This is a genomic window from Mesorhizobium wenxiniae, assembly GCF_002284535.1.
In the GTDB taxonomy this organism is placed as follows: Bacteria; Pseudomonadota; Alphaproteobacteria; order Rhizobiales; family Rhizobiaceae; genus Mesorhizobium; species Mesorhizobium wenxiniae.
In genome coordinates this window covers 1,087,326-1,113,977 of record NZ_NPKH01000020.1, presented here as the reverse complement: position 1 = coordinate 1,113,977, position 26,652 = coordinate 1,087,326, and the positions used below count along the sequence as shown (strand labels likewise).

Below are 26,652 nucleotides of genomic sequence, written 5' to 3'. Positions count from 1 at the left end.
TCGGCAGGCTCTTTCATTCGATGTTACGGAGTGTCGCGCGGCGGCTAGGTGAAACCCGATCGGCATAGATCGGTTGGACGACGCCCGAACGGCCACCAATCCAGCCGGCTACGGCACCTAGGACCAGCGCCACGAAAGCAAGGATGGCACCAGTCGATACGACCGACGCGGTGGCATCGGCCGCGTCAATCGCTCGCTGCTTCGCAGACTCTACAGTGTCGTAATATTGCTTTTCCATGGCGGTGACCTGCTGCGTGGCCTGGTCCAACGGTATACCTCGAGCGGTCGCTAAAGCTTGCGCCGCCTGTTTCCGCGCCGCATCAGCACTAGCTGGATCTCCCATGACAAGGCTTCGCATAGCATTCATGGCAGCGGCATTCAGAGCGTCAGAGTCGGTGCCGGTGGCCCTAACCTGCGACTCAAGTGCCTCAAGAGGATTGGAATTTGCGAGCATTGGCGCGGCGGTTTGGGCGATTGTCTGACTGGCACCGCCAAGAGCCGTGGCGACGCCGCTGAAAACACCACCAACCAGACTGCCGACACTGCTGGTCAGCAGGTAGATCACAAGCAGTGTCGTCAACGCCCAAGTAGTCAACCCGTGCAAAGCGCCCGTGGTCGGTACGATTTTACCAGACATCCGCGCGGATATGTAATCCCCGGCAAAGGCACCAATGATCCCGGCGACGACGTACCAGATGCCAGCAACAATCGAGAATGTAGCGCCGTCAGGATTATCAGGTGTGCCAGGATTGAGGGTCGCAGTTCCAATCCCAACACCCAGCATCGTAAGCAGGGCCTGCACTACGAGCGCCACTACTACGCCAGCAAAAATAGCCCCCCAACTAACTTGGTTAAGCTGAATCGTTTGACCAACGGAGTCGGCATCATAACCACCGGGACGGATGTCGGTGTCTTGGGAAGAGAAAGTGCTCATAGCCTAGTTCCTTCGCCTTTTCGGCCAATTTGAAAGTGAAGCGATTTAGGCGGTCGAATTGGTGAGAGAATGCCTATTTAGCGCTCGAACTCGTTTGTGAGGGTTATGTTCCGGTTTAATGTCCTAAGCCTGGAAGATGTGGCGCCGCAATTGATGATCCTGCTCGGCTTTGCGCCGTCGGGCGCCCTCGCCGCGGTGGCGGGTTCCCGGAGCCCGCCGACCATCGGGTCCTTCGAGGTCATCCATTGTGGCACCGCCACGAATCTTCGTCCTAGGGTAGTTTCGCCTAGGGCGGCTGCGCGGGTTCCAGAAGCGGTGGGAATAGATCTTCACTTGCCGGCGCTCCGTGGCGCCTGCCTTTCATACCGCTAGCGACGTTGTTCGGTTAATAACTGAGGCTTGGTCGACCGTGACAGGGCCGACAACCTTCACCGTCGATTTGTGATCTTTGCTATCGGTCCGCGACCAATCCGGTGAGCGGATTTTTTTCGCCCGACCGTCTTCGGCGCGTCAACAGGGGGAAGTCGTATATCGGCATGCTGACGCTGGCCCGCCCGTTGCCGGGCAGCTTCAGGATGGGGACGGTTATCGCCACTTCGACGCCAATATCGATGCCCCGTTCCATAGCCTCACCTGCCAATTCGCTGGCCCAGCGCCTTCGCCGTCTTGGTCGGTCGCGCCCGGTCGTTGCCGTTGATGCCAATAGTATCCCTGGAAAACCCGGCAACGCCTGAGGTTCCCGCCGGCATGATGCTGGCCTGAGTGGCATTATGCAGGTGCACAGGTTTTTGAAATCCGCCGGAACAAGTTCCGGTAATGCGGGTTGGACTGAAGCCTCCAGAAGGATGGCTTAAGCTACGGGAGATCGGAAAAATGCCAACCACCAAGACCAAAAGCCTTGAGGCCCTGTTCCTCGACGGCCTAAGAGACATCTACTACGCGGAAAAACAGATTCTGAAAGCCCTGCCAAAAATGGCCAAAGGTGCCGAATCGGAAGAAGTCAGGGCTGCGTTCGAAAAGCACCGGATGGAGACCGAGGAGCAGGTTGATCGTCTGGAAAAGGTGTTCGAGATTCTGGGAGAGCCTGCCAGCGGCAAGACCTGCCCCGCCATCGACGGCATTCTCGAAGAAGGCTCGGAGATCCTCCAAGAATATGAAGGGATTCCGGCATTGGATGCAGGGCTCGTCGCCGCGGCACAAGCTGTGGAACATTACGAAATAGCCCGCTACGGGACGCTCATCGCGTGGGCTGAACAACTCGGTATGGATGACGCCCTGGATCTACTGAGGGCCACGTTGGATGAAGAAGTGGCGACAGACGAAGCCCTGACAGAGCTGGGCGAGTCGGGCGTAAACGAGCGTGCTCTCGATGAGGCCGCATAATCCGTCGAGCCGTGCTCGAAGCCCTGGCGATTCGGCCGCCGGGGCTCGTCCTCTTCGCAGCCCGTCCCGGTTCGCCGGGGCGGGCTTTTGTTTGAGGAGTCCGGTGGAACAACCGGCTTTCGAACAAGTTCTTGGCCCGTGCAGCATTGACCTCAACACGGTGCTGCAGGTCGGGGGCACCCCGATCGGCCCTCGTCTTCGCTAGCCAAGATGCGTGGGCCTCATCCGTTCGTTGCAGGTGCCTGGCGATTTCGTAGATTTGCACGCCTTCCTTCTGAAGACGATGGACCATGGAATAGTGGCACTAGCCCCTTGCCGCGTCATTGCTACGCGCGATCCGTGAGCGGCTCTGGAAGCGCGTGCGGGAGCACGCAGGAACGGCGCCGGACGGAGGATGCCGCACTGGCCATCGCTATTGAAAAGTATCTGGACGAAAATTCAGAAGCGCCGTCCCTATCTCTGGCGGAGTCGATCTCAATCCTGCGAGGGCGAACTGGCAACCGCCATTCCGATGTCGCGATCGAGAAGATGATCGCCACGGCGGCGGCAGAGCGCGGCATGGCCATTCTTTTCGACCGACAGAACAGTTGATGGCAAAAGGCTGGACGACCTACCAATCTTTGATCGATGCCAAGATGGCGGTGACGGCGTTCTGCAACAACCCGGCCTGTCGCCACAAACAAACAAGTGCTCGACCTGGTGAAGCTCCGCGACCGCTTCGGACCTGACGCGCCGGCCATGAAATGGGACATTCGGCCAAAGCTTCGCTGCAAAAAATGCAGCAGCAACGACGTCGGCCTGACCTATACGCCCGACACTGGCCCGAACGCTTACGGCAATGCCAGGGACGGGCGATAACCAAATTTTATGCGCCTGTCTCTGAGCGCTTCGGCACCAAGTCGGCAACCGTTGCCGATTTGCCAGCCTCTGTTCTCAATGCACTCTCGCGGCTCAGGCCCCTGGAACCTAACGCCTGATTTGAGATTAAGGCCTGATGAGCACACGCGGAACAGATTTTTTGCAACATTGGCTTACCGACAACGTGCCTAGCGCGAGGGCCGAGGAAGAACGGCGGCGCAGTACGGAATCCGTTGTGGGGATGCTCAATCGCATGGGTTGCGGCTATCTGGTACTGAACCGCGAAAAGAAAGTGGTTGAATGGAACCCAGCCGCCCAAACTACGCTAGAGCGGCAGGGCGATGCGGCTGATACACCCAGCGAGCTTGCTAGAGCGCTAAGGCGGCTGATCGCGAATGTTCCGGCACAGTTCCTGCCGGGTTCACTGTCTTGGGTGGTGATCCGGAGCATAGGCGACAGGCCGGTGATACTGAACGAGCAGGGAGTTATCGCTCCTAACGGAACGAGCATTGTGGCGCTGCTGGACCGTGAGAACAGATCAGGGCCAAATCCTCAGACACTGCAAAGGATGTTTGGCTTGACGAGCGCGGAAACGCACCTCGCGTTGCGCTTGGCACAGGGCGATGCGCCTTTAGAGATTGCCCGCAGCTGGCGCTTGAGCCGCACCACAATCCGGTCCCAGCTCGCCTCGCTTTTCGCCAAGACCGAAACAAAACGTCAGGCGGAATTGGTGGCCCTTCTGGGGCGCATTTCGGTCTTGCCATAAGGCCGCCGTTTGTAGCCGCGCGCCAGATGTCAGTATCCGCCGGGGGTTTAAGGCGATCGAAAATTGGGGCCGTTAAAGACTTGGCGCGCCGCGCGTCGCGCCAGCGGAGACCGCTTCGGGTCCATGGAATGGGACATCCGACCGGAAGCTTCGGTGCACGAAATGCAACCTATTGCCGCGCCAAAATGTTGCGCACGTTCGGTACATGCCACTGGCCATTCCGCGCTGTGCGAATGCCCCGATTGTTCAGGGCGATTGCGAGGCCACGCAGGCTGGTGATGCCGGACCGCTGAAATGGATGCGATGATTTGCAGCACGGTCTGGGCAAATCGGATTCATCGATACGGGTGCGAAAATGCCGAGTTCTTGCAGAGGTTTACGCTGCAATTCTCATTAGAATGCTCATATGCCGTTTCACTAGGCCAGGCAATTCGTCACTGGTGCAACTGTGATCGGCGCTGGGCCGTTACTGTGCGACACAATCGTATGAGAGCTTCATGTTCAATCAAGGCACAAACCACCTGCTATTGGTGTTGGCGTCGGTAGCACCCGTGTTGGCGGCCGCCGCCGCGGGCACTTTCGCTACGATCCCGAATGTCGAGACCTGGTACGCGCACCTCATCAAGCCCACCTTCAATCCACCGAATTGGCTGTTTGGGCCGGTCTGGACCGCTTTATATGTGCTGATGGCATACGCATTCTATCGTGTGCTCAAGTCGGGTGGCGATTGGGCTTTTACCGCCATCGTATTTTTCCTTATTCAGATCACCCTAAACGCCGTCTGGTCGTGGGTGTTCTTTTCCCTTCATAGTCCTCGGGGCGGGCTGGTGGTTATCGTCGCGCTATGGCTTTTGATTGCCCTGACCATCGTCTCCTTCTGGCAAGTCGATTACGCGGCATCTGTTCTTCTCTGGCCCTATTTTTTGTGGGTCAGCTTCGCAGCCGTTTTGAATTTGGAAATCTATAGGCTCAATTGAGGGGTGTGCGTCACCACCTGGCAAGGGATGAACGAGTGCGTATCGTTGAAGTTAACGACAAGATGCAAACCGGGTATCGCTACGCGTTGTCGGCTACTACCGGCCAGGACTTCCATCCTGAGTTCAAGCCGGACCTTTCCCCCATGCAGATGCTTCGGCTTGGCGTTTTTGGTGGGAAATACATCACCGATTCCACGTCGGAGTTTCCGAAGGCTTGGTTCATCGGAGCCAAGTTATCGCCGATTTTGTTTTCACCGGAACACTATTGAAGTCTTTCGGTTCGGTAGGACAGGTCTGCTCCGGAAAGGACGCTTTAATGGCAACCGAAATGACAACCGACGCACCCAATAGACGAAGCCCGGCACGGGCCAGGGGGGATATCGATGCCGGACGCGAAGGAGACAAGACACCAGGGGTCGACCCAGCCGCCGCTCCGATGGAGACAGACGCGGAAGCGGCCGGCAACGTCCCGGTGGAGAGCGCACACCCGGTACGTGGCAGAGCAAAGTTTGCTAACGCGGCGACCTACGCCAATGCGATGCGCCCGCTGGAAGGCGAGGCCGCGATCCAGCCTGGCAGCTATGGGCCGGTCCTGGTGATTGTCATTGTCGTGATAGTAGCGGCTGCAGTGTTTATCAGCGCAGCGATGCTGCGCTTGAGTTGAGCAAGTGACCTTCCGTTCAGATCACACTGCTGGAGGGATCCATCTTACCGAACGCGAGAGGCGCCTCAGCCAGACCGCATCACACCTGGCTCTTCGGTGGGCGGGTCGCTGATTTGAGGTTGCAGATCCGAATTGTCACGAAGCACGTCGGAAAAATTGACGGTGGCAACCAGATACCCGGCTTCATCTAAACCTTGGTTATCGAACCGGACTGATCGACGCCAGCAGGAGCGCCGGCTATCAACGCAGCGTGGGCCCTTTCGATTGCTCTTGGGCTGGCTAGGTCTGCGCCGGACAGATCTTCCTCGAACGTAGTGGTCTGGCCGAATTCGACGGTCTCAAAGCGAAATTTGGGCATGGTCACCTCCTCATTCCAAGCAATGTCCAGAACGGCGTTCCGTTCCAAGGAACGCTCTAACCTCCAGTCCGTTAGGTCTCCAACAATTAGGAGATTCGAACATGGCTACAAAGCAAGGCAAGAAAGACAATCGCCTCTCGGACAAGGAGGCAATGCATCTCGCGGAAACGACAGACGTTTCGCCTAAGCAGGCTAAGGATCTTGCCGAAAAATATGGGAAGGCAAAAGCGAAGAAGGAAGCCAAGAACTTCAAGGCGGAGGGCTGACTGGGGACTCAATGCCTCGGTCTATGTGATGTCCGTTTGTTGGTCTTTGCCGGTCATGTGCATTGCTGGGGGCGCGGAGAATGCACTGCCGCCGAACGGCTTTGACGCAGCAGTACTGCACCGGAGGCTAATTCCCGCTTATTAAAGCAGGTTCGCAGGAGATTGCCTGGCCAGAAGGTTATCACAGAAAATGCGGGCGAAAGAGACTGCCTGAACTCATGGATCGCAGACGGCGCCTTCGCCAAGATCCTTTCTGCGCGCCCAGGCATAGACGGCTGGCGCCTCGTAGCCGGTGTCGATCGGCGGTAAAATCCCGCCTATAAAAGCAAGTTCGCAGGAGATTGCCGCGCCAAGATGTTGCGCACGTTCGAGACCTGCCACCGGCCACCGCGCGCTGTGCGAACGCCGCGATTGTTCAAGGCGATTGCCAAGCCACGCAGACTGGCGATGCCAGAACGTTGAATGGACGCGATAATCGGCAGCACGGTCTGCGCAAATCGATCGGCTTCATCAACCGATATCTTCCGGCCATTCGCTGCTGCGTCGGCGGCATTGCTCGGGTTGCCGAGTTTCATGCCGGTCGTTTTGCGAGAGGCGAGGGCGGCTTTGGTGCGTTCCGAGATCATACGCCGCTCCTTCTCGGCCAAGGCGGCATAGAGGTGCAACATGAACGGATCGGCATCAGCACCGAGTTCGGCCACGATGAAAGGAACGCGCTGGACCATCAGGCCAGCAATGAAGGCAACATCGCGCGAGAGGCGATCGAGCTTCGCTACAACGACCGGGCATTTGAGCTGCCGGGCCCGGGCAAGGGCAGCGGTCAGTTGCGGACGTCGATCAAGAGCATCCGCGCCCTTTCCGGTTTCGATCTCAGTGAACTCCTGGAGGATGATCATGCCCTCGGCCTCGGCAAAGCGGGCGACCGCGGTACGCTGGGCCTCAATGCCCAAGCCCGAGCGTCCTTGACGTTGTGTGGAGACACGATAGTAGGCGACTGCTCTCGTCATCTTTGGTCATCCAGGGGTGTGCAAACTGCAAACCACCGTTTGCAGTGTGCTCACAAGACACGGTTCAGCAAGTTCTTTCAGGAAATAGGCTTCAGCAGCAACGCGGTTGAGCTGGAGCGCCGCCTATATGACGCAGACTTGTTGGAAGGCACTTCATGAGGACACGGAGTTTTCGCCTCCAGTGCAGATAACCATCCTTTTGTCAGCACGTTGGTTCCTTATCGCGCCCGCCACAGAGGCGCAGCCGCCGCGGATGCAGCTACTTCCAATTCGTATGAGCACGCCCCTTAGTCTGCGGCCAGAACGCAATCTCGCGACGATCGTTTACGTCAGTGTGGATTACAGGTGCGGCTGTGCAGGCCCTATCGAGCTCGGCCCTAGCCAAGCTAGCTGCGCCCCTTCACTAGGACGTACCGATGCAGAACAAGTCCCTAGCAGCCACTGGCTTTCTCTGCCTGGGCGTTCTCGTCTTCTCACTGCAGGACGTGATCCTGAAGGGCCTCTCGGACACCTATCCCGTTACGCAAGCGATGACTGTTCGATCAATCGTCGCATTGCCCATTCTGCTGGTGCTGGTAGGCGCGACCGCCAGACTGCGGTCTATTTTCTCAAAGCGAGCCGGGCTGCTCGCCATCCGAGCGGTAATCTCGCTGGGAGCATACCTCTTCTATTATCTCTCGATCGCAGCGCTTCCTCTGGCCGATGCTGTCGCACTCTTTTTCGTCGCCCCGCTCATCATTGCAGGTCTCGGGATTCTCTTCCTCGGAGAGCGACCTCACACCGCAACCCTGATCGCGCTCATTGTCGGTCTGCTCGGCGTCATCATAACGCTGCAACCGGGTCTTGCTGTCTTCGAATGGGCAGCTGTGTTGACCCTCCTGGCTGCTGCTCTGTATTCGTCGGCCCAGGTCTTGGCGAGGAAGCTTGGCGACAGCGAGGTCGCCGCGGTTATCACCTTCTATCAGAACCTGGCCTTCCTCACTGGCGCGCCGGCGCTGGCGGCGCTTGTGAGCTTGGGCGGCCTTGAAGACGCCAATCATCCAAGTCTTGCCTTCCTCACGCGCCCATGGGTCTGGCCTACGCTCCAGGATACTTTGCTGATGGCCGGCTGCGGTGTGATCGCATCTGCCGGAATGACATTGCTTTCCCAGGCTTACCGCCTTGCCCCAGCAGGCAACGTAGCGGTCTTCGAGTACACCGCCATCGTCTGGGTTCCACTTTGGGGGCTGCTGTTTTTCGACGAGGTGCCGAAGATCACCACCGTTCTCGGCGCAGTTTTGATCTGCGGAGCTGGGCTGTTCGCCCTAAGATCTGCCAGGTGAAGCGCTGTGCCCTACAGGAGCTTCATATCTTCGTAGGTCGTCACGAAGGTCACTGAGGTGTCCAGTTTCCCCTCTAGCTCATGGATGAAGGTCTCCTTCCAGCGCGCCCTGGTCTTCAGCCAGAAAATTGCGGCAGTGACGGCCTCCCGACCTTCACCGGTCGCCTTGCGGTAAAGGCTTTCGGCGACCCGTGCGTTGGCCTTGATGGCGCCGCTCTCGAGCTCATGGGCGTAGGTCGCCTTGAGGTCCTGCTCGTCTGTGGCGAGCACGCAGGCGATGTCGGCCGTGCTAAGCCCGAAGCCGGCCAGCGCCTCCACCCTGGAGCTCAGTGGCCGGTTTTCCAGAGGGGCTTCGATATCGGGGCTCATTTGCCTCGGTCCGCGTCCCAGAAGGTGACGGGAAGGTTTGCTGGTGGTGAGCCGGCAGGAGTCTTGCCCAAACTTGCAGGATCCGGGGCGCGAAGGATGATGCGGCGGATCTCATGCACCTGTTCGATCGGTTTGCCGTCCAGGCCTGAGTGCTCGTTGACCGAGGTCTCCTTCCAGCGGCCGCGTGCCTTGAGCCAGAAGATGGCGGCGATGACCGCTTCACGACCTTCGCCCGTTGCCTTGCGGAAGAGGTTCTCCGCCACCTTGGCATTGGCCTTTGTGTGGCCAAAGGCCAGTTCGTGTTTATAGTGCTTGCGCAGCGTCTTCGCATCGATGCCGACCATCCCGGCAATGTCCCCCTCCGGAACACCATAGCCTGCCAGCGCCTCTACCTGGCGGCGATGAAAAGCATGGGGCTGATGGCTGGGGCGGGCCATCTCAGCTCTCTCCGTTTCCGATGTGCTGCCTCGCCTTCGAGATAGGCATGTCTTGCCGCGAAGGGTCCGTGTACACGGGGGATTTGGCGAAGCCGCGGGTCCGGCTTGGGTCGGGGTCCATCCCGAACCTGAACAGCCACAAACCGCACGTGCTGACGGGACACTCCCGAACCTCGGCGGGTTGATAGACGCAGCAGTCCAGACATTTGTGGCGTATCGCCTGCAGGATGGCTGTCTTGGTGGTCATGGCTTGGTCCCGATCCGCTCAAGCTTTACCTCGGCAAAGCTCTGGCCGTCGCCCTCCAGGATCGCCATGCTGCCTGTAAACGCCTGCCAGCGCAGCACCGCGACGTCGACATAGGCTGCGTTCAGTTCGATCGCGTGACAGCAGCGGCCGGTCATCTCGGCGGCAATGATGGTGGTTCCAGAGCCGCAAAACGGCTCGTACACAGCCTGGCCTGGCGAGGAATTGTTCTCGATGGGTCGACGCATGCATTCAACGGGCTTCTGCGTGCCGTGGCCCGTGTCCGACTTCCGGTGCGGGATCGCCCAGACGGTGGTCTGCTTGCGATCACCCGCCCAGTGGCCCTTCCTGCCCTTCCTGACCGCATACCAGGCAGGCTCGTGCTGCCAGTGGTAGTCCCCGCGGCCGATGACCAGACGGGTCTTGTCCCAGATGATCTGGGCCCGGACGGCAAAGCCGCTGGCTTCGAGGCTAGTAGCCACCGTGGCGGCATGAAGGGCGCCATGCCAGACATACATCACATCTCCCGGAAACAGCGCCCATGCTTCCCGCCAGTCGGCGCGGTCGTCATTGAGCACCTTGCCTCTGGCGAGACCTTCTCCATCGCCGAACCGCTCTCGCCATGAGGGATCGTAGCTGACGCCATATGGAGGATCGCAAACGCACAGGTGCGGCTTGACGCCGGCAAGCACCCGCTCGACATCCTCAGCATTGGTGCTGTCGCCGCAGATCAGGCGATGCTTGCCCAAAAGCCAGACATCGCCGGGCAGGGTGGCCGGCTGCTCCGGCGTCTCGGGGATGTCGTCCGGATCGGTCAGGCCAGAAGTGCCGGCGCTGGTCAGCGCGGCAATCTCCAGCACGTCGAAGCCGGTGAGCGATAGATCGAAGCCGAGTTCGCCGAGATCGGCCAGTTCGAGACCCAGCAATTCAGTGTCCCAGCCGGCGTTGAGCGCCAGCTTGTTGTCGGCGATCACCAGCGCCCGCTTCTGCGCCTCGCTCAGGCCGGCAAGCTCGATGACCGGCACTTCGCCCATCCCGAGTTTCCTGGCCGCAAGCAGCCGCCCATGGCCGGCAATGATGCCATTCTCGCCGTCGACCAAGATGGGGTTTGTCCAGCCGAACGCCCGGATCGATGCCGCAATCTGCGCCACCTGCGCATCCGAGTGCGTCCTGGCATTCTTGGCGAAGGGGATCAGAGCCGCGGCAGGACGGTACTCCACTGCGAGGCGAGGAGGAGCACATTCGATGTTGCCGCTTCGGCTGATGGTCGCACCCTCTGCAGGAGCAGTACAACCGAAGAGCTTCTCATCGCTGTGCTTCACCTGCATCAGTTCCTTCTCGCGCAGGTGGCGAAACCAACGCCCTGCGTCATGCGTTGATTATAGCAGTAGGGTTATGTACCTGTAATCCCTGCCATTTTGCGCACCGCTACGATATTTCCCGCAAGTGATACGAGTAGTGACTCGGCTTTAGAATGTGACGCTGCGGCGGCGGTTGCCGCGCCGCGCTGCGAACTCCTCTATGCTTGCCGGAAAGGCCGCGGACGCGATAAAAAATGGCCACCGTCTCGTGCACACAACTAACGCGCTGGTATGGACGGCCAGGTGGTGACGTGCGTCGGCTGAAGCGCTAAGCTCCAGCTCTCGCTAGGGGGAAGGCTGCTATGATCTTGCCGCTCGTCCTGTTCTTTGCGCTGATCACGACAGGCGTGTCGGCCGCGGAGCTGACCATCGCGACGTTCAACGCCAATTTCCTTACCCGCCCAACAGTGCACGTTAAGTTCGGGTATCCACTTTCGATGCGGGCTGAGGCGGACCTCGCCTTGTGGACGCCTGCCTTTCGCGATCAAAAATTTGCTGAAGCAGCGGAAGAAGTCGCCAAGGTGGTAGCTAGCCTCGACGCCGACATTGTTGTTCTCACTGAGGTGGGCAATGTGACAGACTTGGCTGAACTGAATGGCAAAATCACCGCCCTTGGGGTCACCTATCCCCACAATTTTGTCTGTCAATGCACGGACTCCAACACCCAGCAGAAAGTAGCAGTGCTGTCCAAACTAGTGCTTTCGAATCAGCAGCCGTCAATTGCCGGGGTTGAGGGATACTTCGAGGAAGCCGACGATAACGATTCCGAGAACCAAACTGGCATCAGCAAAGGTCTTTCGGTCAGGTTCGAGTTCGCCGGAAGGCCAGTGACTCTGTACGGCGCGCATTTCGTCAGCGAGGGCAACGGTCCCGAGGCGGATGAGCAGCGCATTGCGCAAGCCTCGATCTTAAGGCGCTACGCTATCGACCACATTGAGGCCGGCGAGCTGTTTATGGTTGCTGGCGATCTCAATGACGGGCGTGGCCAGCCGGCCATTCGCCGCGTCCAGGGCTATGACGACATCTGGCCGGACTTACTGCAAACCGGCGACACTGCCTTTTTCGCAAACCGAGATGATTGGGACACGAGATGGACGTATGAGTACCAAGGTACTCGCAACCAGATCGATCATATCCTGCTTGGACCCGAGTTTCTCCAGGTCGTGAAAAGGTCGGACATCAAAACGGTTATCCCGGACCAGCCGAACGTCGCGGCCTCGGACCACAGGCCAGTCGTTGTAACTCTCAGCACCCCATGAGAGCAGGCGAAAAATGCAGGCATCGCAGGAAAGTGTGACGCATGTGACGCTTGTTCAGCTTATCGGCGTCACGCGCGCGTGAACGGTGAATACCGGAAAACGCGTCACATGCGTCACACCCTGTCATTCACCCTGCCAATGCCGACGAACAGCATCTCCTGGTGGTAGCTCCAATCCAACATAGCCGCGTCCATCCCGCTTGCGTTGAGGTGAAAATCCACGCGTCTCGAGATTTTGCCCAAATCTCTTGGCCGAACCGATGAATTCGCCGGCCTGCTCCGCCCAATGCTTCCAGGAGGCAAACAGCTCGGTAGCTGCGCTCCAGGCCGATGGGTCACGCACGCAGCGCTCGTCAATCCAGGCCGAGATCGCGTCTTCGGCGTCCAGATACGCTACGGTTGAGTCCACCACCGCTTTGGGCGGGCATAGTCCCCGCCGCTGCCAGTCGAGACAGCCTTCGAGCATCCAGGACAGGATCCCCGGCCATTCCGCCTTCAGTTGCTCGCGTAGATTGGGATTTCGCTCGGCATGCGGGATCGTTACGGTGAACGGCAGCAGATGGAACCGCCGTCGGATTGCTTCGTCGACGGATCGAAGTCCGGGCTTGTGATTGCCGGCGATAACCAGCTTGAACTGCGGCGCGAACTCGAAATAGTCCTGCCGCATGAACCGCGCGGCTATGGTGTCGCCGCCAGTCAGCGTCTTGATGCGGCTCTCGGCCCAGCGCCTGCCTTCCTCCGTCTCGACCGCGGTGACCAGCCGCGCGCCGCGAAGGCCGGCCAGATCGGTCGGATGTCTCTCCGTGGTAGATGCGGTGAATGTCTCGATGGCCGCCGTTCGGTGATAATCATTCAGGATCCCGGCTACGGTATCGATGGTCACCGACTTGCCGTTGGCGCCGGTGCCAAACAGGAAGAACAGCGCATGGGCCGTGGTGTCGCCGGTGAGCGCGTAACCGAACATCCGCTGCATAAAGGACTGAAGCTCGGCGTCGCCGCCCGTCACCCGATCGAGGAACGAGAGCCAGGTCGGGCAGGGACCGCCGGGGAACGCGGCAGTGATCCTGGTGATGTAATCGCTTGGATCATGCGGACGCACAACTCCGCTTCGGAGATCGAGGGCCCCGGCCGGCGTGTTCAATGTCCAAAGGTCGGCATCCCACTGGTCGACCCTGGCCGCAAGCCGCCGGTCGGCCTTCGCCAGCCGCTCTACCGCCGCGACGGTCTTGGCGCTGGCAAGCGTCGCCGCCGTTCTTTGATTGTTGCACTGGGCCGCTGCTTCTCGGCAGACGGCGCGTACAAAGTCGAAGGCGAGCAGCGTCTCGTCGACTTTCCAGTAGGCGCCCGTCCAATGCAGCCATTTCGACCATGCCGCGACATATCTGAGATCATCTCGATGCAGTTCGGCAAAACGCAACGCCAGCGCCTCGTCGGTAAAAGCTGGCGGTCGGCCGTCTTCAGCGGCGAACTTTTCCAGTGGAACCAGATCCCCCATCATGCCGCGCGCCTTTCCGGTACAAGAATGGCGGGCCGAGGAACACTATCGATCAAGGCACGGATCCTGCGTCCCTGGGCTAGGCTCGACGCAGCAATCGGGCCGCCCACGTCGCGCAACTGCCTCGCGGCGACATCCGGGACGACAATGGCGCAACCCCGGCATGCAGATTTCAGCCACCCGAGCGGGGTGTCGTGAACCTGCAACGCCGCGCCCATGAAGAACGTCGCCGGGTTCAGCGCTGCCGACAGCCCAAGCAATCCGACCCGCCCGAACATCGTCAATGGACGATCCGGCCGATCCAGGCGCCAAGCAACAAGATCGATGACGCGTTCTTCGTCGGTGCCGAGCGCCTCGACCACCACGGCGTCGACCGCCTCGTTGCCGCGGGCGGCAAAGTCGAAGCGTTCGCCGCGATGGTGCACTACCGGGATCACCGAGGCGCAGCCGATATGCGGGCCGGCCGACAACATACTGATGGCGTGGACCCGGCAGTAGTCGAACATCTGCATGAAGCGGCCATCAGCGCGCTCACCAAGTTCGTGCCGGGCAGCCAGGAGAGCCAGCTCGATCATGCAGCCTCCCCGATCTGGCCTACAGGCGTTGCGATCAGTTCTCGCGCGCTGTTCTCGGCGGCCTTCAGCTTTGTCGCCCGACACCGTTTTACCGGGCTGGCCTGATAAACCTCCGTCATGCTGGCCTCCCGGTCGAGAAGGCGTGTTCAGCCACCACCGCTGCCACCGGGCGAGAACAGGAAGAGCGCGCCAGAATCTGGTGAATTTGAAGCTCGACGGTGTTTCCGCTACTGACATCTGCGTCACCTGTGACAGCCAGCATCGTGACATCGACCCGGTGAGCGCCTGCCAGCGCTCCCGGGTCAGCTTTTTTCTCTTCCATCGCGATCACTCCCACGACCCGAGGATCGACGAGTGGGTTTCGGCGCGGCGGCGGCGCTCGTAGGCTTCGACATCGGCGAGCGCGTAGGCGATCTTACCGCCGAGCTTGTGGTAGTGGGGCCCGGTCTTCAGCCAGCGCCAGCGTTCGAGTGTGCGTGGGCTGAGACGCCAGCGAAGTGCGAGTTCATGCTGATTGAGATAGGTGGGGCGAGTTTCTGCCATATGCTGCTCCTGAGCCGGCTTCCCCCTTTTGCGCTAGAGCGCGAGTGGAAGCGTTGTTCATGGCAGGCATTCTCGGTAGTTCGCGGCTTTTAAGACATGCTCATCGGCAGACAATGACGTGACGCGTCATCCCGTGCCGAACCCCTGAATCCCAGGCATTTGTTCGCGAGTCGTGACACCTTTTGAGGATTGTCGTGAAACGCGAGCCTCAAGGGCGCGAGCGTCCATAAGGATAAGATACGGATTCAGCCTGTAGCCCGTCCATTTCATGCTTTGGATGATGTCATGTTCGTCGAGCGTGTAACCCGTGGCCCTTTCAAAATGCTTTTCCAGGAATCGCCGAGCTCTTCTCACGCGTTGGCGCAGATCGTCCCCCGAAATGTCGAACAGGTCCGTAAGCTGCTTGGTCCTCACATAGGAGTGGTCAGCCCCATCTCGTCCCTGTTCCAGGTCGGATATGAACTGCTGGGCCAGGTGTGCGAGAAGGGCCGAGATGTTGCGGGGCAGAGCTGGACATTCAGGAAATTTGACGTGCCCTTGAGCAGTGACGGCGAAGGCGATGCGGCGATCGGCGGTCTTCGACGCGTTTGACTTCGCCTCTACAGAAGGTCGAGGTTCGTCCTCAATGGGATCCTGAAAGGGAATTTGTCTGGCTACCGGTGTCCGAAGCATTCCGAGGAGAGACGTTGGCGGCAGCCTGAGAATGTCATCGAGGCTCGAATACTTCGCCAACTGCTGATCCACGACCTGCATGATCGAGGCGCCATAGCGGCGGTGCAGATGATAAACCCGGTGTGCGGCCGCTTCGAGTGTGCCGTCGATATCTGAAAGGGTTCGGAAGATCTGGCCATAGTTGGACGCGAAAGCGTGCTCCGACATTGTCGCGAGTCTTTGAGCCCGCAGCACATGCGCCTCCACCATGGCGAGGTCACGTCCGTCGTCGTGCGAGCCGACGAATAGGTCAGTGACATAAGTCGTGGCAGGTTCATGATCTCCCAGACCTGCGTTAAGCACCCCAAACCGCCGCTCCACACACTGTGAGCACGAGCCGCAATGCTGGCCGGTCATGGAGAAATCGCGGATCTTGGCGCAGCTCGTCGTTGCGCCGATCAGGTCTGAACAGCCATGCCTGCCGATGGTGGCCACGACATCGCCTTTCGTCTTCCATAGGAATGGATTTTCAAACGTGACCGGCTCATCGAGGAGCAGCGAAAACAGATCGCCGAAGCGGCGAAGGACACTCGGGTGCGTGGTGCGGCTGGCTCTGGTGCCAACCACTTGTTCTGCCACCGGAAGATTGAAGCTGGTGACCCCGTTTTCATAAAAGAACACCGAGCTTAGGCCAAACATCCATGCGTAGGCCATGCCAAGCGACGCGAACAGGAACGAGCGCAGCCGCTGACTATGCTCAGTCGGATTGGACTCGCCACGCCGCACCCAGATGGGCGCATAGAAGGTCTGCTTCGGTCCCGTTCGCAGGGCAATCTTGTCGGCGAGCGCGTTCTGGTAGTTTGCAATCTGGGTCGCGCTCTGGTGAGCGACCAACACGGCGCTGCCGCGGTCTCCAACCACGTGCTCGGCGATTCCGGCAAGGGAGTCGAGGCCGCCAGAAAACAGGATGACCTTGTCCGGTCGAATGACCTGGGCGCCACTATCTCGGAACCCCAGGTGCGGCTCGATCGAGCGCGGGTCGCGGGCCTTCGTAAACTCGAATTCGATCTGATCTCCGGAGAGGAAAGCGAGGGCGCTTCGCAGCTTCTCCTTGACCTCTGGCCTGGTCCAAAGGTCATGCCGCCTGACGGGAATTCGGAAACGCAGTTGCCGCTGCCATTCCGCCCCAATGCGGCGCGAGCTGCTTGATCCTCTTCGCACGAGACGATCCGCACTGAACACATAGGCGGCCACCTCGACCGCATCGGCCAATGCGTCAGGCAGATCGTCTACCAGTTGCGCATTTATCTCTCCGGGATTGAATCTGATCCGGCTTTTGGGATGTGCGATGGGCGATACGTCCAGCTCGATCACAACGCCCGACCGTCGCTGAGGAGCCGCTTCACCGCCGCAGACGACCAGCGTTTCAAGCATCTTGTGGCTCGCGCCGGCGCAGTTCCTCACGGATCTTCTTTGCCGCTACATGGACGAACCTGCCCGCTTTGTCGCGATCTATCCCGCCTTCGAAGACATGCTTGGAGAACCACTCGCCAGCAAATTCCTTGATGATGCGCGAGGACTCGCTGCAGTGGAGACTGAACGCCGCCTCGAACTCCTGATGCTCGGCCATGCTGCTGAATCGCCGGCCTATACCGACGTGGTTCGATAGCTCGCGATGGAGGTAGAAATTGAGGTGGCGTCGGGTCAGGCGCGAGAAGAAGTCGCGTGCCAGGATGGCGAACTGTTTAACGGTGCCCAAGCCAGCCAGGACATCCTGCACTCGATCGGCGCCGGTGCCGAAGAGATCTGGCAGTTCGCGGCCGGCGACGGCCTGGATGCTCTCGACCGCCGACAACTGCGCGATCTCACCATAATCCGTGCGGCGGCCAAGACGCGATGTGAACTGGTCAATGGACTCCATCATGGCGTTGCCGATTTCGATCAATGTCGGGCTGGCGCCCACACGGAGGCCGAGCTGTCTTAGTTCTCTGCCGAAGTCCTCGGCGCGGGCCGCCAGGGGCAGCTGTGTCAGGAGATAGAATGTCTGGCGCACCGTCGGATCGTCGGCGGCTTCAATCATGCTGCGCTCTACGGCGCGTGAGGTGGCTCCAGCGATTTTTGCCATGCTGGCGCCGCCGCTGATGAGAGCGACAACCTGCCGCCAGTCCTTGCTCTTAGGGATATTCAACAGATGCTGATGCCCCATCAGCGTGACCTCGCTCGCCTGTACCCCATCGTCCAACTTGAGGCGGTCGGGTTAGCGACTTGTGAAGCTAATTCGGACAATTCGAATTACTGACGCGTTCCCCGGACTGGCGTGACAGATCTGGACGGTTGCGGCATTTCTTTTGTTTTCGCTGCATCGCGCATTGATCCCCGGTTGGCTGGAGCAAAGTTGGAAACCGGCTACCCTCGCTCACCATGAGCGCGCGAAAACCTACACCAGACAGTCAGTGCCGTGCGGGCTTGAACGCTCTATCTCCCGACCGGCTCTCGACAGTTGAGCGGTTGTCGGAAATCGCCAGCATTCTGGCTGCCGGCCTGGTTCGGCTTCGGGCGCGACAGTCAAGCAGACTATCTGGTGAGCGGGAGAATAGTTCGGTGGACTTCACCGCCAACCAGAGCGGTCATGCAGCCGAACTCGAACCGGTGGAGAATGGAGCGTGACGGACGCGGTGATCGGCAGGCTGGCGGCGATTAAGGCGATGGACATCGTTGCCCTGAAGGGGATGTGGCGCGACCTGTTTGCCGCGGAACCGCCGCCCTACAATCGCAAGTTCCTGGAGAGCAGGCTGGCCTACCGGGTGCAGGAACTCGCCTATGGCGGGCTGAAGCCGGAGACTCTGAAGCGGTTGGCGGCGCTGGCCGAAGATCTGGAGCCCCGCTCGGGCGGACGCGGTACCCGCTCTGATAACCGACCTATCGCCGGCACCAGGCTGATGCGTGAATGGCAGGGGGTGGAACATTGCGTGACGGTCCTGGCCGACAGCTACGAATATGATGGCAGGCCCTACAAATCGCTCTCAGCAATCGCCCGCGCGATCACCGGCACGCGCTGGAATGGCTTGGTCTTCTTCGGTTTGAAGAGCCAGAAGGGGAGGGGCCAGTGAACACGGGTGCATTCGAGAAAAAGCCGGCGGTGCGAAAGCTGCGCTGCGCCGTCTATACGCGAAAGTCGTCGGAGGAAGGGCTCGACATGGAGTTCAATTCCCTCGACGCCCAGCGCGAGGCTTGTGAGTCCTATGTGGCGAGCCAGCGGTCAGAGGGCTGGGTGCTGGTGCCCGACCGCTACGACGATGGCGGCATCTCCGGCGCCACGCTGGAACGCCCCGGCCTGAAGCGGCTGCTGCGCGATGTTGATGCCGGCCTGGTCGACGTGGTGGTGGTCTACAAGATCGACCGGCTCTCGCGGGCGCTCACCGACTTTTCCCGGCTGGTCGAGCTGTTCGAGGCGAACAACGTCACCTTCGTATCGATCACCCAGAGCTTCAACACCACGACCTCCATGGGCCGGTTGACGCTGAACATCCTGCTTTCCTTCGCCCAGTTCGAGCGCGAGGTCATCGGCGAGCGCATCAGGGACAAGTTCGCTGCATCCAGGCAAAAGGGCATGTGGATGGGTGGCAACGTTCCATTTGGCTACCGGGTCGAGAACCGCAAGCTTCTGATCCAAGAGGATGAGGCAGCCATTGTGCGCTCGATCTTTGAGCGGTTCCTGCAGATAGGTTCGGCAACCATCCTGGCGCGAACGTTGAATGCGGAGGGTCTTAGGCGCAGGAACGGGAAGGCCTTCGACAAAGGCCTGCTCTACAAGCTCCTCAGCAACCGGGTCTATGTGGGCGACGCGGTGCACAAGGGCGCCAACTATCCCGGCGAGCATCAGGCGATCATCAGGCGCGAACTCTGGGACAAGGTTCGCTCGATCGTGGCGGATAGCCCGAGCAAGCGGGCCGGACAGAGCCGCAGGCAGACGCCAGCCTTGCTCAAGGGGCTGATCTTTGCTCCGAGCGGCTACGCCATGACCCCGGCCCACACGCGCAAGAAGGGAAAGCTCTACCGCTACTACGTCACCACGAGCGTGCAGAAGCTCGGACCGGAGACATGCCCGGTCCGCCGTGTGCCGGCAGGCGAGATCGAGGCTGCGGTCATCGACCAGCTTCGGGCGCTGCTTCGAACGCCCGAGATGATCGTAAGGACCTGGATGGCCAAGCGAAAGGACGATTCCGACATCACTGAAACCGAGGTCCGTGAAGCCCTCGTCCAGCTGGATCCACTCTGGGATGAGCTCTTCCCGGCCGAGCAGGCCCGCATCGTCCAGCTTCTGGTCGAGCGGGTGGATGTCGCCGTCGAGGGCATTTCCATCCGGCTTCGCACGGAAGGCATGGCCAGCCTCGCGACGGAGCTGCGACAGCAGCCGGAGCACAGGAGGACTGCATGATGCCGTCAGAGGCCAAATATGCCGAACTCAGCCCTGACGGCAAATCGCTCACCGTCCATCTGCCGCTGACCCTGCGCAAGCGTGGTGGCCGCAAGATTATCATCTCGCCCGCCGGCACACAGCAATGGACCCCAGCACGGCCACGCATAGACAACACTCTTATCCGGGCGCTGGCGCGGGCGTTCCGGTGGAAACACATGCTGGAAACAGGCGAGTTCGCCACAGTGATCGAACTTGCCGCGGCCGAAAGGCTTGACCGCTCCTTCGTATCCCATGTGCTCCAGTTGACGCTGCTCGACCCCGATCTGGTCGAAGCCATACTCGACGGACGGCAGTCCAGGGGGGGTCAGCTCCAGGCACTCGTCAGGGGTTTGCCCGTCGAATGGGAACGGCAACGGGAGTTGATGGCTACTTCCTGCTGACAATCTTCTCTGCGGCCGCCTCAGAGAAGCCAGGCCAGCGACTGGCGAAGTAATGTCGTCCCATCCTCGTGGAACCACCGGCCATGGCTGAAGATCACGCGCTTTGGCTGAAACGCCACGAGGCGCTCCGCGGCCGCCTTCGCCTGCTCATGCTTCCGTTTGATGATCATCCGCAGGTAAATGGGGGTCTTCCCCACAGGTGCCGTGACGCCTAAGAGGCGCGCCGCCGGCCTGATGATGAACGGCAGCTTTTCCGGCTCGAGATTCAGAACGAGATCCGTAAGCACCATAGTTCGGCTGTTCTTGTGATAGAACGCGATTTCGGTGAACCCACCGGCTCCTGGAACGACAACCTGATCGAGATCTTTCGACCAGGCTTCCGGCGCCGCTGCGGCCAGATCGTGATCGATCCTGACGCCGGCCCGGCGGACCTTTGCCCGATGGCGCAAGCCCGGAGCAGCCCAAGTCTGCGCTCCCTGCACATGGTTCTGCCACTCCTTGAGGAAGGTCCAGTGTGCACTGTTTGGCGCAACCAGATGCACTATCAGACCAATCTGCTCGAGCTGCTTTCTCAGCTCAAAAGCGAACCGTGTTGGTGAATGCAGCAGGAGACTGCCATTCCCGAGCCGGATAACCGTCATGCGCACCGGGACTGGAATGCCCATCACGCTCAGCGGTCCGCTATCGACGATCCAGATCCCAGGGGCGACAGGCTTGGCGACATCAAGAGGAGGGTAGGTGGCGTCTTCGGGCTTCATGGTTGTGCTCCAATTCAGCTTGGAGCTGGCGGAACACGCTTCGAGAGGATCTGTTCCGGGGAATTGCGTGACGGCCCAGGTCGTCTTTTGGCCAAAGCAAATCATTCTGTTGCAACATACCAACGGCAGCTTTGCGCCCAATTTCGGTCATTCAGGCGCCGTTGCCTTCACCTGGAAGCGGACGTCAGTAGGGAGCCCGACCCCGCTTGGTTCGGCTGATGGCGCGCGCTCTGGCGAGAGCCTGGGCGTGCTTCTCATCGCGTTGAACTAGCACGTCGAGAATATCGTCCAGCCTCGAGAGGTTCTCGGTGCCATTCACCAAGAAACAGATGCGGGCCGCGTACTCACTCACGACCTCATGATATGCTCGGCCAGCATGATGGACGGCGCACGCTTCCATTATCACGGCGAAAAGATCAGTGATTTCCGTGGAAGCGTCAGCGCGGCGGGCTATGACAGAACAACGGTCCATGACTGCTTGGGCCACAGCCTCGCCTCTCGCAGTGCAGATGTGGCGTCCGTTGTCAGAAAATCATCGAATGGCACCGGGGACGCCCTTTCTTTTTGATTTCGCATTTTCATTCTGCAAATCGCTCTGCCGAGGTAAGCGCTTGAGATCCACGATCCGCTTAAAGTGCGTCGTCGCGTCTTTGTCCCAATGACAGGCGAGCGCGATATATGGTGGCTTGTCTGCGAGCCGCTTCCCGACGACTCAGAGATTGGAAGCCTGCTGGTCTTCGACAAGGAAATGCGTGTCGAGATAAAAGCACTTGAGGAGGAGGCGCGGCCTTGAAGCGCAAGAGGAAGCCGTGCGCAGCAGCCCAGGTGGCAAATGGAGCAGAAGCTAAGACCGCAGCAGCTCGTTGCGCTCTGAGTGCACATTTTGACGGTCGCCAAGCAGACTAGCGTTTTTGGTGCACAGTTTTTCGCAACTATGCAGGCCGAATTAGCCCATGTCTCACAGCGTTGGAACCCTATCATCCTCCTTGCGTTCCCCAAACCGAAAGGAGAACGTTTCATGGCTAAAAGCAAACGCAAGCTTCCCAAGAAGATCGGCGGGTTTAAGGTCCCTAAATCGGTGCGGAAATCGACCCTTTTGCGCAACTTGCTAGCGAGCCCGGTCGGCCGAGACCTGCTGGCCAATGCGATCACAGCAGGCGCCGGTGCCGCTGCGGCTGTTTTGGTGAGCGAGCGGGGGGAAATCGCCGACGCCACCAAATCGGCAGCTAAGACCGGGGCCAAGAAATCGGCGCGCGCTGCGGGCTTGGCCACGGAGATGGTACAGAGCGCTGCCTCCGCGATGATGGCGGTCGTTTCGGACGCCGCACACAAAGTTCTGCCGGAACAGAAATCGCGTGGAGACAAGGACCGGGACAGTCGCGTGCGCCGAGCCACGCACTAGAGGCAAGGCGCGTTCCGGACGCTCGCTCCGGCTTGCCGAAATTCGTGGAGCGGCGACTTCTTCAGCCCTATTCGGACACGATTTTACATCGCGTAGAAGGCGCCGCCGCTGTGCGGGCTCTGGGCGTACTCATCCGGAGACATCCCCGGGCTGCACTGGATATGCTGGGCTCTGGCCTCGCCCAAGCCGGCCGAGTCGGCATCGGAGAAATCAAGAATAAGATCAAGGGCAAAGTCCGGGCCACACCTGTTGATGTGCCGCAGCAACTTACCAAACGCCAACTTCGCCGACTGGCTCGTCCTGTTGACGACGATAGCCGATGATGAAAAGAGCACATTCCTGGCACCATGGGTGGCCTTCAATCTTGCCCTAATCCGACTGTATCCTCTCAGAGATTGCGAACGCTTGAAGCCTTTTCGACTTGCCGGGGTCTTGGTTGTCCGCATTGGCAATAAGAGAATAGAATGCCGCTCTAGCAATTGCCTTCTTCGAGGCCTTCGGGTGCGCCTTCCGGGCAGCCTTCATCAATTGCTTGGTCGACATTTCCGGCGTGACCAATTTAGTCAAGGTGGAGATGTCTTGCATCTTGCCACTGTTCATGACGTGCATCCTCAACAACGTTCATTCCAAATAGCGTCAATTCGTTAGGCTCGGTCTGGTTCTAAGAAACTTGCGCTCTACGCACTCACCCCCCCGGAACCGCTCGATGGTCCAATGGATCTTGCCGTCGATTTTAACCGGCTTATGGATCATCAGGCGCTTGGGCAGGTGCTCGGGATGAACCTCGAGCAATGTGATCTTCACCGTTGGCTTGCAGCGGCTGCATTCGCTCCGCAATGGGGCGGAGAGACAGAGAGAAGAAGCCGCGCCGAGAGTTTCAACCTTCCTTCAAATCTTCGGCTTCGTCTTTGAGCTTGGTCCAGTCGGCACCATGCTTACGCAACAAGGCCCGCGCCTGTTTCGGCGAGACGTCGGTTATTTCCGTCAGGTGCTCTACCTCCAGCTCTTGCCCCTTCACTACGCGGCTCGCCTCCTTCTTTTCTTTGGTAGCCATCTCTAAGTCCTTCTCCTGCATCATCGGATGAACGACAACCGAGAAGTGTGGTTCCGACTCGCGCATTGTCGTTTGCCGGCTTGGGCCCCGGCCGCAGTTGGTCGAGGGCGGGCGGTTGTTTGTGACAGTCTTATGACGCACCATACGTGAGGTCTCTCCGATTGCCGTGAAGCGACGCTGCGCCGAGGACATCATGCAGGAAACGGAACTGAAGCTCGAGCTTTCGCAGTCCGGTGCGGGGTCACTCCTGAAGAAAAATCCGTTCGGATCCCCGCCCATCAATCTTCAGCTGAGATCCATCTATTTCGACACCCCCGGATGGGATCTGTCCAAGCGCGGCCTGTCGCTTCGTATTCGGCAATCGGGAAATGAACGGATACAAACCGTCAAGGCCGGCGATGGCGCCGCGGCCGGATCGTTCACACGCGAGGAATGGCAGCGACCGGTCGCCGGCGATACACCGATACTTGACGATCCGCATATCCGAGACCTGCTTGCAGGGGCCGGCCCAAAGCTCGCGCCCTTGTTCGAGGTTCATGTCAAACGGCATTCTTGGAATGTGATGGATGGCGACGCGACGATCGAAGTCGCGTTGGATCTTGGCAAGGTCGTTGCAGCCGATCGGGAGGCGCCGCTCTGCGAGATCGAGTTGGAAAAGAAGGCGGGCTCACCGACTGCGCTGTTTGCGCTCGCCCGGAAAGTCAACCTGATCACGCCGGCGCATCTCGGGGTGCTGAGCAAAGCGGAACGGGGCTATCGTCTGCTTGGCTCGGCGCCCGGTGCCGTGAAAGCGGCTTCGACCCCGCTCACGTCCGAGATGAGCACGGCAACGGCTTTCGCGCGCATCGCCGCGGCCTGTCTCAGACAGTTTCGTCTCAATGAAACGGCGCTTGGCTGGTCCCGCGATGCCGAGGCCCTGCACCAGACTCGCGTGTCGCTGCGACGGCTGCGCTCCCTTTGCTCGATCTGCAAGTCGCTGTTCGCCGACAGCCGTTTCGACCACCTGCGAGAAGAATTGAAATGGCTCGCCTCGGAACTTGGCGATGCGCGCAATATCGACGCGATGATCGACCGCGCTTCGAGCGAGGCTCTTTCAAGCCGTCTTCAAGACGCGCGCGACGAAGCCTATGCGGTGGTCGAGGCATCGCTTTCCTCGGTGCGCGCCCGCTCCTTGATGATCGATGCCGCCGAGTGGATTTCCATCGGGGACTGGCGAACCGACCAATCGGACGAAACGTTGTACGAGCAGTCGTCAAGGGATTTCGCCTCCGGCGTATTTGACAAATTTTGGAAAAAGGTGGCGAAGGGCGGCAAAAATCTCATCGATGCCGATGACCGGACCCGCCATGAACTGCGCATCGCCGCAAAGAAGCTGCGCTATGCGGCGGAGTTCTTCGAGCCGCTTTACGAGAGCAACGCGGAAGCCAAACGCCATCGACGGTTCATCACGGTGATGAAGGGTCTGCAGGATCAGCTCGGCAGCCTTAACGATCTCGCCACCGCCCCCGATATGCTGGCAGCGCTGGAGCTTTCGGACGTGGCTGGTGCGAAGGATCTCTTCAGCGCTGAAGAGAAGTCCAAGCTTCTTGAGGACGCCACGAAAGCGCACGACGCCTTTGTCAACACGAGGCGCTTCTGGCGTTGAGGCAGCATGCAGAACCAGAGGGACCGACGAAGGAGGCGGATCGTGCGGACAAGTTGTGACGGTTGTTTTTGGGCTTGACTGCGTTGCCGGCCGCTTTGGCATGTCCTTGGGCGGAGACCCGGCAAGTTCCTCGACCCTTTTCCAAAGCCGCTCGCGCATCTCGCGATTCACGCTTGACGAAAGCACTGCCGATATATTTGCGGGTCCCCGGCTCGGCCATCAGGGCGAATGCCGGCTTTCCAGCCTCACGCTCGACGCCGAGCAGTTCAAATTCCCCCCAGCCGACTAGATTTTGGTCGAGCGCTTAGCGGTTCGAGGAACAAGTCACCCTCTCGATGTGGTACTATACTACCGTGGGAAAGGAATTTTTAAATGGGAGATGACAAGCCCAGCCGCGAGCGACTGAAGGAGGCTCAGGCGAAGGGCCTCGCGGAGGAGACCGGTATAACGGAGGCGCAAGCAAGCGAACTAATTGAAATGATTGGGACCGGTCGCGCATCATTGGTGCGCGAGGCATGGATCCTGAAAAAGCGCCAGACCCCACCGGCAAGTCGTGAAACAAGGAAAGCCCGCGTCCCCGGAAGGGCGCGCGGGCTGATCGAGTGGGAACACCCGATCTCGCAGCATGTGTCGAGTACCCCCCCGGCTGCCCCTTCATGTCGACATCAATCTTAATCAGATTGTTGGGTTCGCTCCGCCAACGCAAAGGCTTGCAAATTCCTGGATTTGCCGATGTCTTGGTCCGCGTTCGCAATGATCGAGAAGAACGCCGCGCGGGCGATGTCCTTTTTCGACGCGTCCGGATGCTCCTTTTTTGCAGCCTTTAGGAGCTGTTTTGGTGTCATCTCTGGCGTCACTACCCGCATCAGCGTGTCGCCAATCGCCTGCAATTCGGTCGGGTTCATAAGAGGATCCTCAATAATGGCCTGCCGGCTTAGTCTTATCTAAAGGTGTCTTCTCTGTGGTCGTAGCGCTGGGGCAAGAGGCGAATTTAGATGCGAAGCGCGGCTGGCGGAAACAAAATCTGCTTGCCGGAGTTGCCACCGTTCCGAAGCTCATCAGGAGAACGACATGGCCGACGACAAGAACAAGCGAGACGTTCGCGATCGCAATCGCGTGTCAGCCGACGAAGATTATGAGGTGGAATATTTCGCCCGCGAGAATGGCGTGACGATCGAGCAAGTCCGCGAGCTCATCAAGCCAACGGCAACGATCGTGAAGCCCTGATAGAAGCCGCGAGGGTATTGCGGGAGCGGAAATTAGATATCGGACCAACAACGAAGGCACAGGATAGAGAGCGAAGGACACGACCAGCCAATCAAGCACGAGGCGGAGCATTTCGAGCATTGTCCAGGTGTGCGGACAGGACTTCGAACCTTGGCCAGGTGGCTAGATCAATGGCTTGCGGATAGTTCACGGGCGACGAGTTCGGCGCTACCGTCGGGCTCATACACGACCCGTTGCCA

Annotated in this window: 33 protein-coding genes and 1 pseudogene; 15 read left to right on the top strand and 19 right to left on the bottom strand. The window is 59.6% G+C overall.

Going from position 1 to position 26,652, the window contains the following annotated elements; translation table 11 throughout:
- Window positions 1-13 precede the first annotated feature (13 nt).
- Both CIT31_RS15825 and CIT31_RS34240 read right to left on the bottom strand, forming a co-directional pair.
- The gene (locus CIT31_RS15825) at window positions 14-934 is read right to left on the bottom strand and encodes a PhnA-like protein (RefSeq protein ID WP_095519274.1); all 921 of its coding nucleotides are present in this window, start codon (window positions 932-934) and stop codon (window positions 14-16) included.
- A 451-nt stretch (window positions 935-1,385) separates the two neighbouring features.
- Entirely contained in the window at window positions 1,386-1,559 is a 174-nt protein-coding gene (locus CIT31_RS34240; protein ID WP_165778448.1) for a hypothetical protein, read from the bottom strand.
- Between the two features lie 248 nt (window positions 1,560-1,807).
- Between CIT31_RS34240 and CIT31_RS15820 the strand changes: the two genes are divergently transcribed.
- From CIT31_RS15820 to CIT31_RS15785, 6 genes and pseudogenes are all read left to right on the top strand, one after another.
- Window positions 1,808-2,317, top strand: coding sequence for a YciE/YciF ferroxidase family protein (locus CIT31_RS15820; protein WP_095519419.1), 510 nt, complete (start codon window positions 1,808-1,810; stop codon window positions 2,315-2,317).
- Between the two features lie 229 nt (window positions 2,318-2,546).
- Window positions 2,547-2,642 (top strand): annotated as a pseudogene (locus CIT31_RS35155) (Crp/Fnr family transcriptional regulator); the annotation flags it as partial.
- Window positions 2,643-3,311: 669 nt separating this feature from the next.
- Window positions 3,312-3,941 (top strand): helix-turn-helix transcriptional regulator, encoded by a 630-nt coding sequence (locus tag CIT31_RS15800; protein WP_095519272.1) that lies wholly within the window; start codon window positions 3,312-3,314, stop codon window positions 3,939-3,941.
- A 497-nt stretch (window positions 3,942-4,438) separates the two neighbouring features.
- Window positions 4,439-4,918: a TspO/MBR family protein gene (locus CIT31_RS15795; protein WP_095519271.1), complete on the top strand. Its 480-nt coding sequence runs from the start codon at window positions 4,439-4,441 to the stop codon at window positions 4,916-4,918.
- Window positions 4,919-4,953: 35 nt separating this feature from the next.
- Window positions 4,954-5,187, top strand: a complete 234-nt coding sequence (locus CIT31_RS15790; RefSeq protein WP_206073368.1) for a hypothetical protein — start codon at window positions 4,954-4,956, stop codon at window positions 5,185-5,187.
- 47 nt (window positions 5,188-5,234) lie between these two features.
- On the top strand, window positions 5,235-5,582 hold the full coding sequence (locus CIT31_RS15785; protein WP_245316272.1) for a hypothetical protein: 348 nt from the start codon (window positions 5,235-5,237) through the stop codon (window positions 5,580-5,582).
- A 187-nt stretch (window positions 5,583-5,769) separates the two neighbouring features.
- Here CIT31_RS15785 and CIT31_RS34235 read toward each other — a convergent pair whose 3' ends face one another.
- A complete protein-coding gene (locus CIT31_RS34235) occupies window positions 5,770-5,940 on the bottom strand; it encodes a hypothetical protein (protein ID WP_165778447.1) in 171 nt (56 codons plus the stop codon).
- A gap of 101 nt (window positions 5,941-6,041) precedes the next feature.
- Between CIT31_RS34235 and CIT31_RS34230 the strand changes: the two genes are divergently transcribed.
- Entirely contained in the window at window positions 6,042-6,206 is a 165-nt protein-coding gene (locus CIT31_RS34230) for a hypothetical protein (RefSeq protein WP_165778446.1), read from the top strand.
- Window positions 6,207-6,523: 317 nt separating this feature from the next.
- On the opposite strand, the gene CIT31_RS15775 is transcribed toward CIT31_RS34230, so the two are convergent.
- Entirely contained in the window at window positions 6,524-7,213 is a 690-nt protein-coding gene (locus CIT31_RS15775; RefSeq protein WP_095519269.1) for a recombinase family protein, read from the bottom strand.
- Between the two features lie 416 nt (window positions 7,214-7,629).
- Here CIT31_RS15775 and CIT31_RS15770 point away from each other — a divergent pair, with 416 nt between their 5' ends.
- The gene (locus CIT31_RS15770; protein ID WP_095519268.1) at window positions 7,630-8,535 is read left to right on the top strand and encodes a DMT family transporter; all 906 of its coding nucleotides are present in this window, start codon (window positions 7,630-7,632) and stop codon (window positions 8,533-8,535) included.
- Between the two features lie 11 nt (window positions 8,536-8,546).
- On the opposite strand, the gene CIT31_RS15765 is transcribed toward CIT31_RS15770, so the two are convergent.
- The 3 genes from CIT31_RS15765 to CIT31_RS15750 all read right to left on the bottom strand — a co-directional run bounded on the left by CIT31_RS15765 (window position 8,547) and on the right by CIT31_RS15750 (window position 10,912).
- Window positions 8,547-8,903, bottom strand: coding sequence for a hypothetical protein (locus CIT31_RS15765; protein ID WP_206073367.1), 357 nt, complete (start codon window positions 8,901-8,903; stop codon window positions 8,547-8,549).
- On the bottom strand, window positions 8,900-9,340 hold the full coding sequence (locus tag CIT31_RS15760) for a hypothetical protein (protein ID WP_206073366.1): 441 nt from the start codon (window positions 9,338-9,340) through the stop codon (window positions 8,900-8,902). The genes CIT31_RS15765 and CIT31_RS15760 overlap by 4 nt, the downstream gene beginning before the upstream one ends.
- A 243-nt stretch (window positions 9,341-9,583) precedes the next feature.
- Window positions 9,584-10,912 carry a site-specific DNA-methyltransferase gene (locus CIT31_RS15750; RefSeq protein ID WP_095519266.1) on the bottom strand — a complete coding sequence of 443 codons (1,329 nt, stop codon included), beginning with the start codon at window positions 10,910-10,912 and terminating at the stop codon, window positions 9,584-9,586.
- Between the two features lie 335 nt (window positions 10,913-11,247).
- On the opposite strand from CIT31_RS15750, the gene CIT31_RS15745 reads away from it, so the two are divergent.
- Complete coding sequence (locus CIT31_RS15745; protein WP_095519265.1) at window positions 11,248-12,204, top strand: endonuclease/exonuclease/phosphatase family protein; 957 nt, start codon at window positions 11,248-11,250, stop codon at window positions 12,202-12,204.
- Window positions 12,205-12,327: 123 nt separating this feature from the next.
- Here CIT31_RS15745 and CIT31_RS15740 read toward each other — a convergent pair whose 3' ends face one another.
- The 7 genes from CIT31_RS15740 to CIT31_RS15720 form a co-directional block, all read right to left on the bottom strand.
- Window positions 12,328-13,701 (bottom strand): phage/plasmid primase, P4 family, encoded by a 1,374-nt coding sequence (locus CIT31_RS15740; protein WP_095519264.1) that lies wholly within the window; start codon window positions 13,699-13,701, stop codon window positions 12,328-12,330.
- A complete protein-coding gene (locus tag CIT31_RS15735; RefSeq protein ID WP_095519263.1) occupies window positions 13,698-14,273 on the bottom strand; it encodes a hypothetical protein in 576 nt (191 codons plus the stop codon). Before CIT31_RS15735 ends, CIT31_RS15740 begins: the two co-directional genes overlap by 4 nt.
- Entirely contained in the window at window positions 14,270-14,392 is a 123-nt protein-coding gene (locus tag CIT31_RS35750; protein ID WP_280950335.1) for a hypothetical protein, read from the bottom strand. The genes CIT31_RS15735 and CIT31_RS35750 overlap by 4 nt, the downstream gene beginning before the upstream one ends.
- Window positions 14,389-14,595 carry a hypothetical protein gene (locus CIT31_RS33830; RefSeq protein WP_133116159.1) on the bottom strand — a complete coding sequence of 69 codons (207 nt, stop codon included), beginning with the start codon at window positions 14,593-14,595 and terminating at the stop codon, window positions 14,389-14,391. Before CIT31_RS33830 ends, CIT31_RS35750 begins: the two co-directional genes overlap by 4 nt.
- A gap of 5 nt (window positions 14,596-14,600) precedes the next feature.
- Window positions 14,601-14,816 (bottom strand): helix-turn-helix transcriptional regulator, encoded by a 216-nt coding sequence (locus CIT31_RS15730; protein WP_095519262.1) that lies wholly within the window; start codon window positions 14,814-14,816, stop codon window positions 14,601-14,603.
- Window positions 14,817-14,942: 126 nt separating this feature from the next.
- Window positions 14,943-16,901, bottom strand: a complete 1,959-nt coding sequence (locus CIT31_RS15725; protein ID WP_095519261.1) for an adenine nucleotide alpha hydrolase family protein — start codon at window positions 16,899-16,901, stop codon at window positions 14,943-14,945.
- On the bottom strand, window positions 16,894-17,709 hold the full coding sequence (locus CIT31_RS15720; RefSeq protein ID WP_095519260.1) for a hypothetical protein: 816 nt from the start codon (window positions 17,707-17,709) through the stop codon (window positions 16,894-16,896). Before CIT31_RS15720 ends, CIT31_RS15725 begins: the two co-directional genes overlap by 8 nt.
- A 421-nt stretch (window positions 17,710-18,130) precedes the next feature.
- Between CIT31_RS15720 and CIT31_RS15710 the strand changes: the two genes are divergently transcribed.
- From CIT31_RS15710 to CIT31_RS15700, 3 genes are read left to right on the top strand one after another with little or no spacing between them, the layout of a single operon-like run.
- Window positions 18,131-18,577, top strand: a complete 447-nt coding sequence (locus tag CIT31_RS15710; RefSeq protein WP_095519258.1) for a DUF2924 domain-containing protein — start codon at window positions 18,131-18,133, stop codon at window positions 18,575-18,577.
- The gene (locus tag CIT31_RS15705; RefSeq protein ID WP_245316271.1) at window positions 18,574-19,905 is read left to right on the top strand and encodes a recombinase family protein; all 1,332 of its coding nucleotides are present in this window, start codon (window positions 18,574-18,576) and stop codon (window positions 19,903-19,905) included. Before CIT31_RS15710 ends, CIT31_RS15705 begins: the two co-directional genes overlap by 4 nt.
- On the top strand, window positions 19,902-20,327 hold the full coding sequence (locus tag CIT31_RS15700; protein ID WP_245316269.1) for a hypothetical protein: 426 nt from the start codon (window positions 19,902-19,904) through the stop codon (window positions 20,325-20,327). Before CIT31_RS15705 ends, CIT31_RS15700 begins: the two co-directional genes overlap by 4 nt.
- A 20-nt stretch (window positions 20,328-20,347) precedes the next feature.
- Here the strand turns inward: CIT31_RS15700 and CIT31_RS15695 are convergent, their stop codons facing one another.
- Complete coding sequence (locus CIT31_RS15695; protein WP_095519415.1) at window positions 20,348-21,085, bottom strand: DUF4336 domain-containing protein; 738 nt, start codon at window positions 21,083-21,085, stop codon at window positions 20,348-20,350.
- Window positions 21,086-21,968: 883 nt separating this feature from the next.
- On the opposite strand from CIT31_RS15695, the gene CIT31_RS15685 reads away from it, so the two are divergent.
- The gene (locus CIT31_RS15685; protein WP_245316268.1) at window positions 21,969-22,487 is read left to right on the top strand and encodes a hypothetical protein; all 519 of its coding nucleotides are present in this window, start codon (window positions 21,969-21,971) and stop codon (window positions 22,485-22,487) included.
- Window positions 22,488-22,570: 83 nt separating this feature from the next.
- Here CIT31_RS15685 and CIT31_RS15680 read toward each other — a convergent pair whose 3' ends face one another.
- The 3 genes from CIT31_RS15680 to CIT31_RS15665 form a co-directional block, all read right to left on the bottom strand.
- Window positions 22,571-22,849 carry a hypothetical protein gene (locus CIT31_RS15680; RefSeq protein WP_095519256.1) on the bottom strand — a complete coding sequence of 93 codons (279 nt, stop codon included), beginning with the start codon at window positions 22,847-22,849 and terminating at the stop codon, window positions 22,571-22,573.
- 7 nt (window positions 22,850-22,856) lie between these two features.
- On the bottom strand, window positions 22,857-23,087 hold the full coding sequence (locus CIT31_RS15675) for a hypothetical protein (RefSeq protein WP_095519413.1): 231 nt from the start codon (window positions 23,085-23,087) through the stop codon (window positions 22,857-22,859).
- Between the two features lie 277 nt (window positions 23,088-23,364).
- The gene (locus CIT31_RS15665) at window positions 23,365-23,607 is read right to left on the bottom strand and encodes a hypothetical protein (protein ID WP_133116158.1); all 243 of its coding nucleotides are present in this window, start codon (window positions 23,605-23,607) and stop codon (window positions 23,365-23,367) included.
- A 127-nt stretch (window positions 23,608-23,734) separates the two neighbouring features.
- Here CIT31_RS15665 and CIT31_RS15660 point away from each other — a divergent pair, with 127 nt between their 5' ends.
- Window positions 23,735-25,186 carry a CYTH and CHAD domain-containing protein gene (locus tag CIT31_RS15660; RefSeq protein WP_095519411.1) on the top strand — a complete coding sequence of 484 codons (1,452 nt, stop codon included), beginning with the start codon at window positions 23,735-23,737 and terminating at the stop codon, window positions 25,184-25,186.
- 671 nt (window positions 25,187-25,857) lie between these two features.
- Here the strand turns inward: CIT31_RS15660 and CIT31_RS15645 are convergent.
- Window positions 25,858-26,091, bottom strand: coding sequence for a hypothetical protein (locus CIT31_RS15645; RefSeq protein WP_095519254.1), 234 nt, complete (start codon window positions 26,089-26,091; stop codon window positions 25,858-25,860).
- 166 nt (window positions 26,092-26,257) lie between these two features.
- Between CIT31_RS15645 and CIT31_RS35150 the strand changes: the two genes are divergently transcribed.
- Window positions 26,258-26,413 carry a DUF3606 domain-containing protein gene (locus CIT31_RS35150; protein WP_342586930.1) on the top strand — a complete coding sequence of 52 codons (156 nt, stop codon included), beginning with the start codon at window positions 26,258-26,260 and terminating at the stop codon, window positions 26,411-26,413.
- Window positions 26,414-26,652 lie beyond the last annotated feature (239 nt).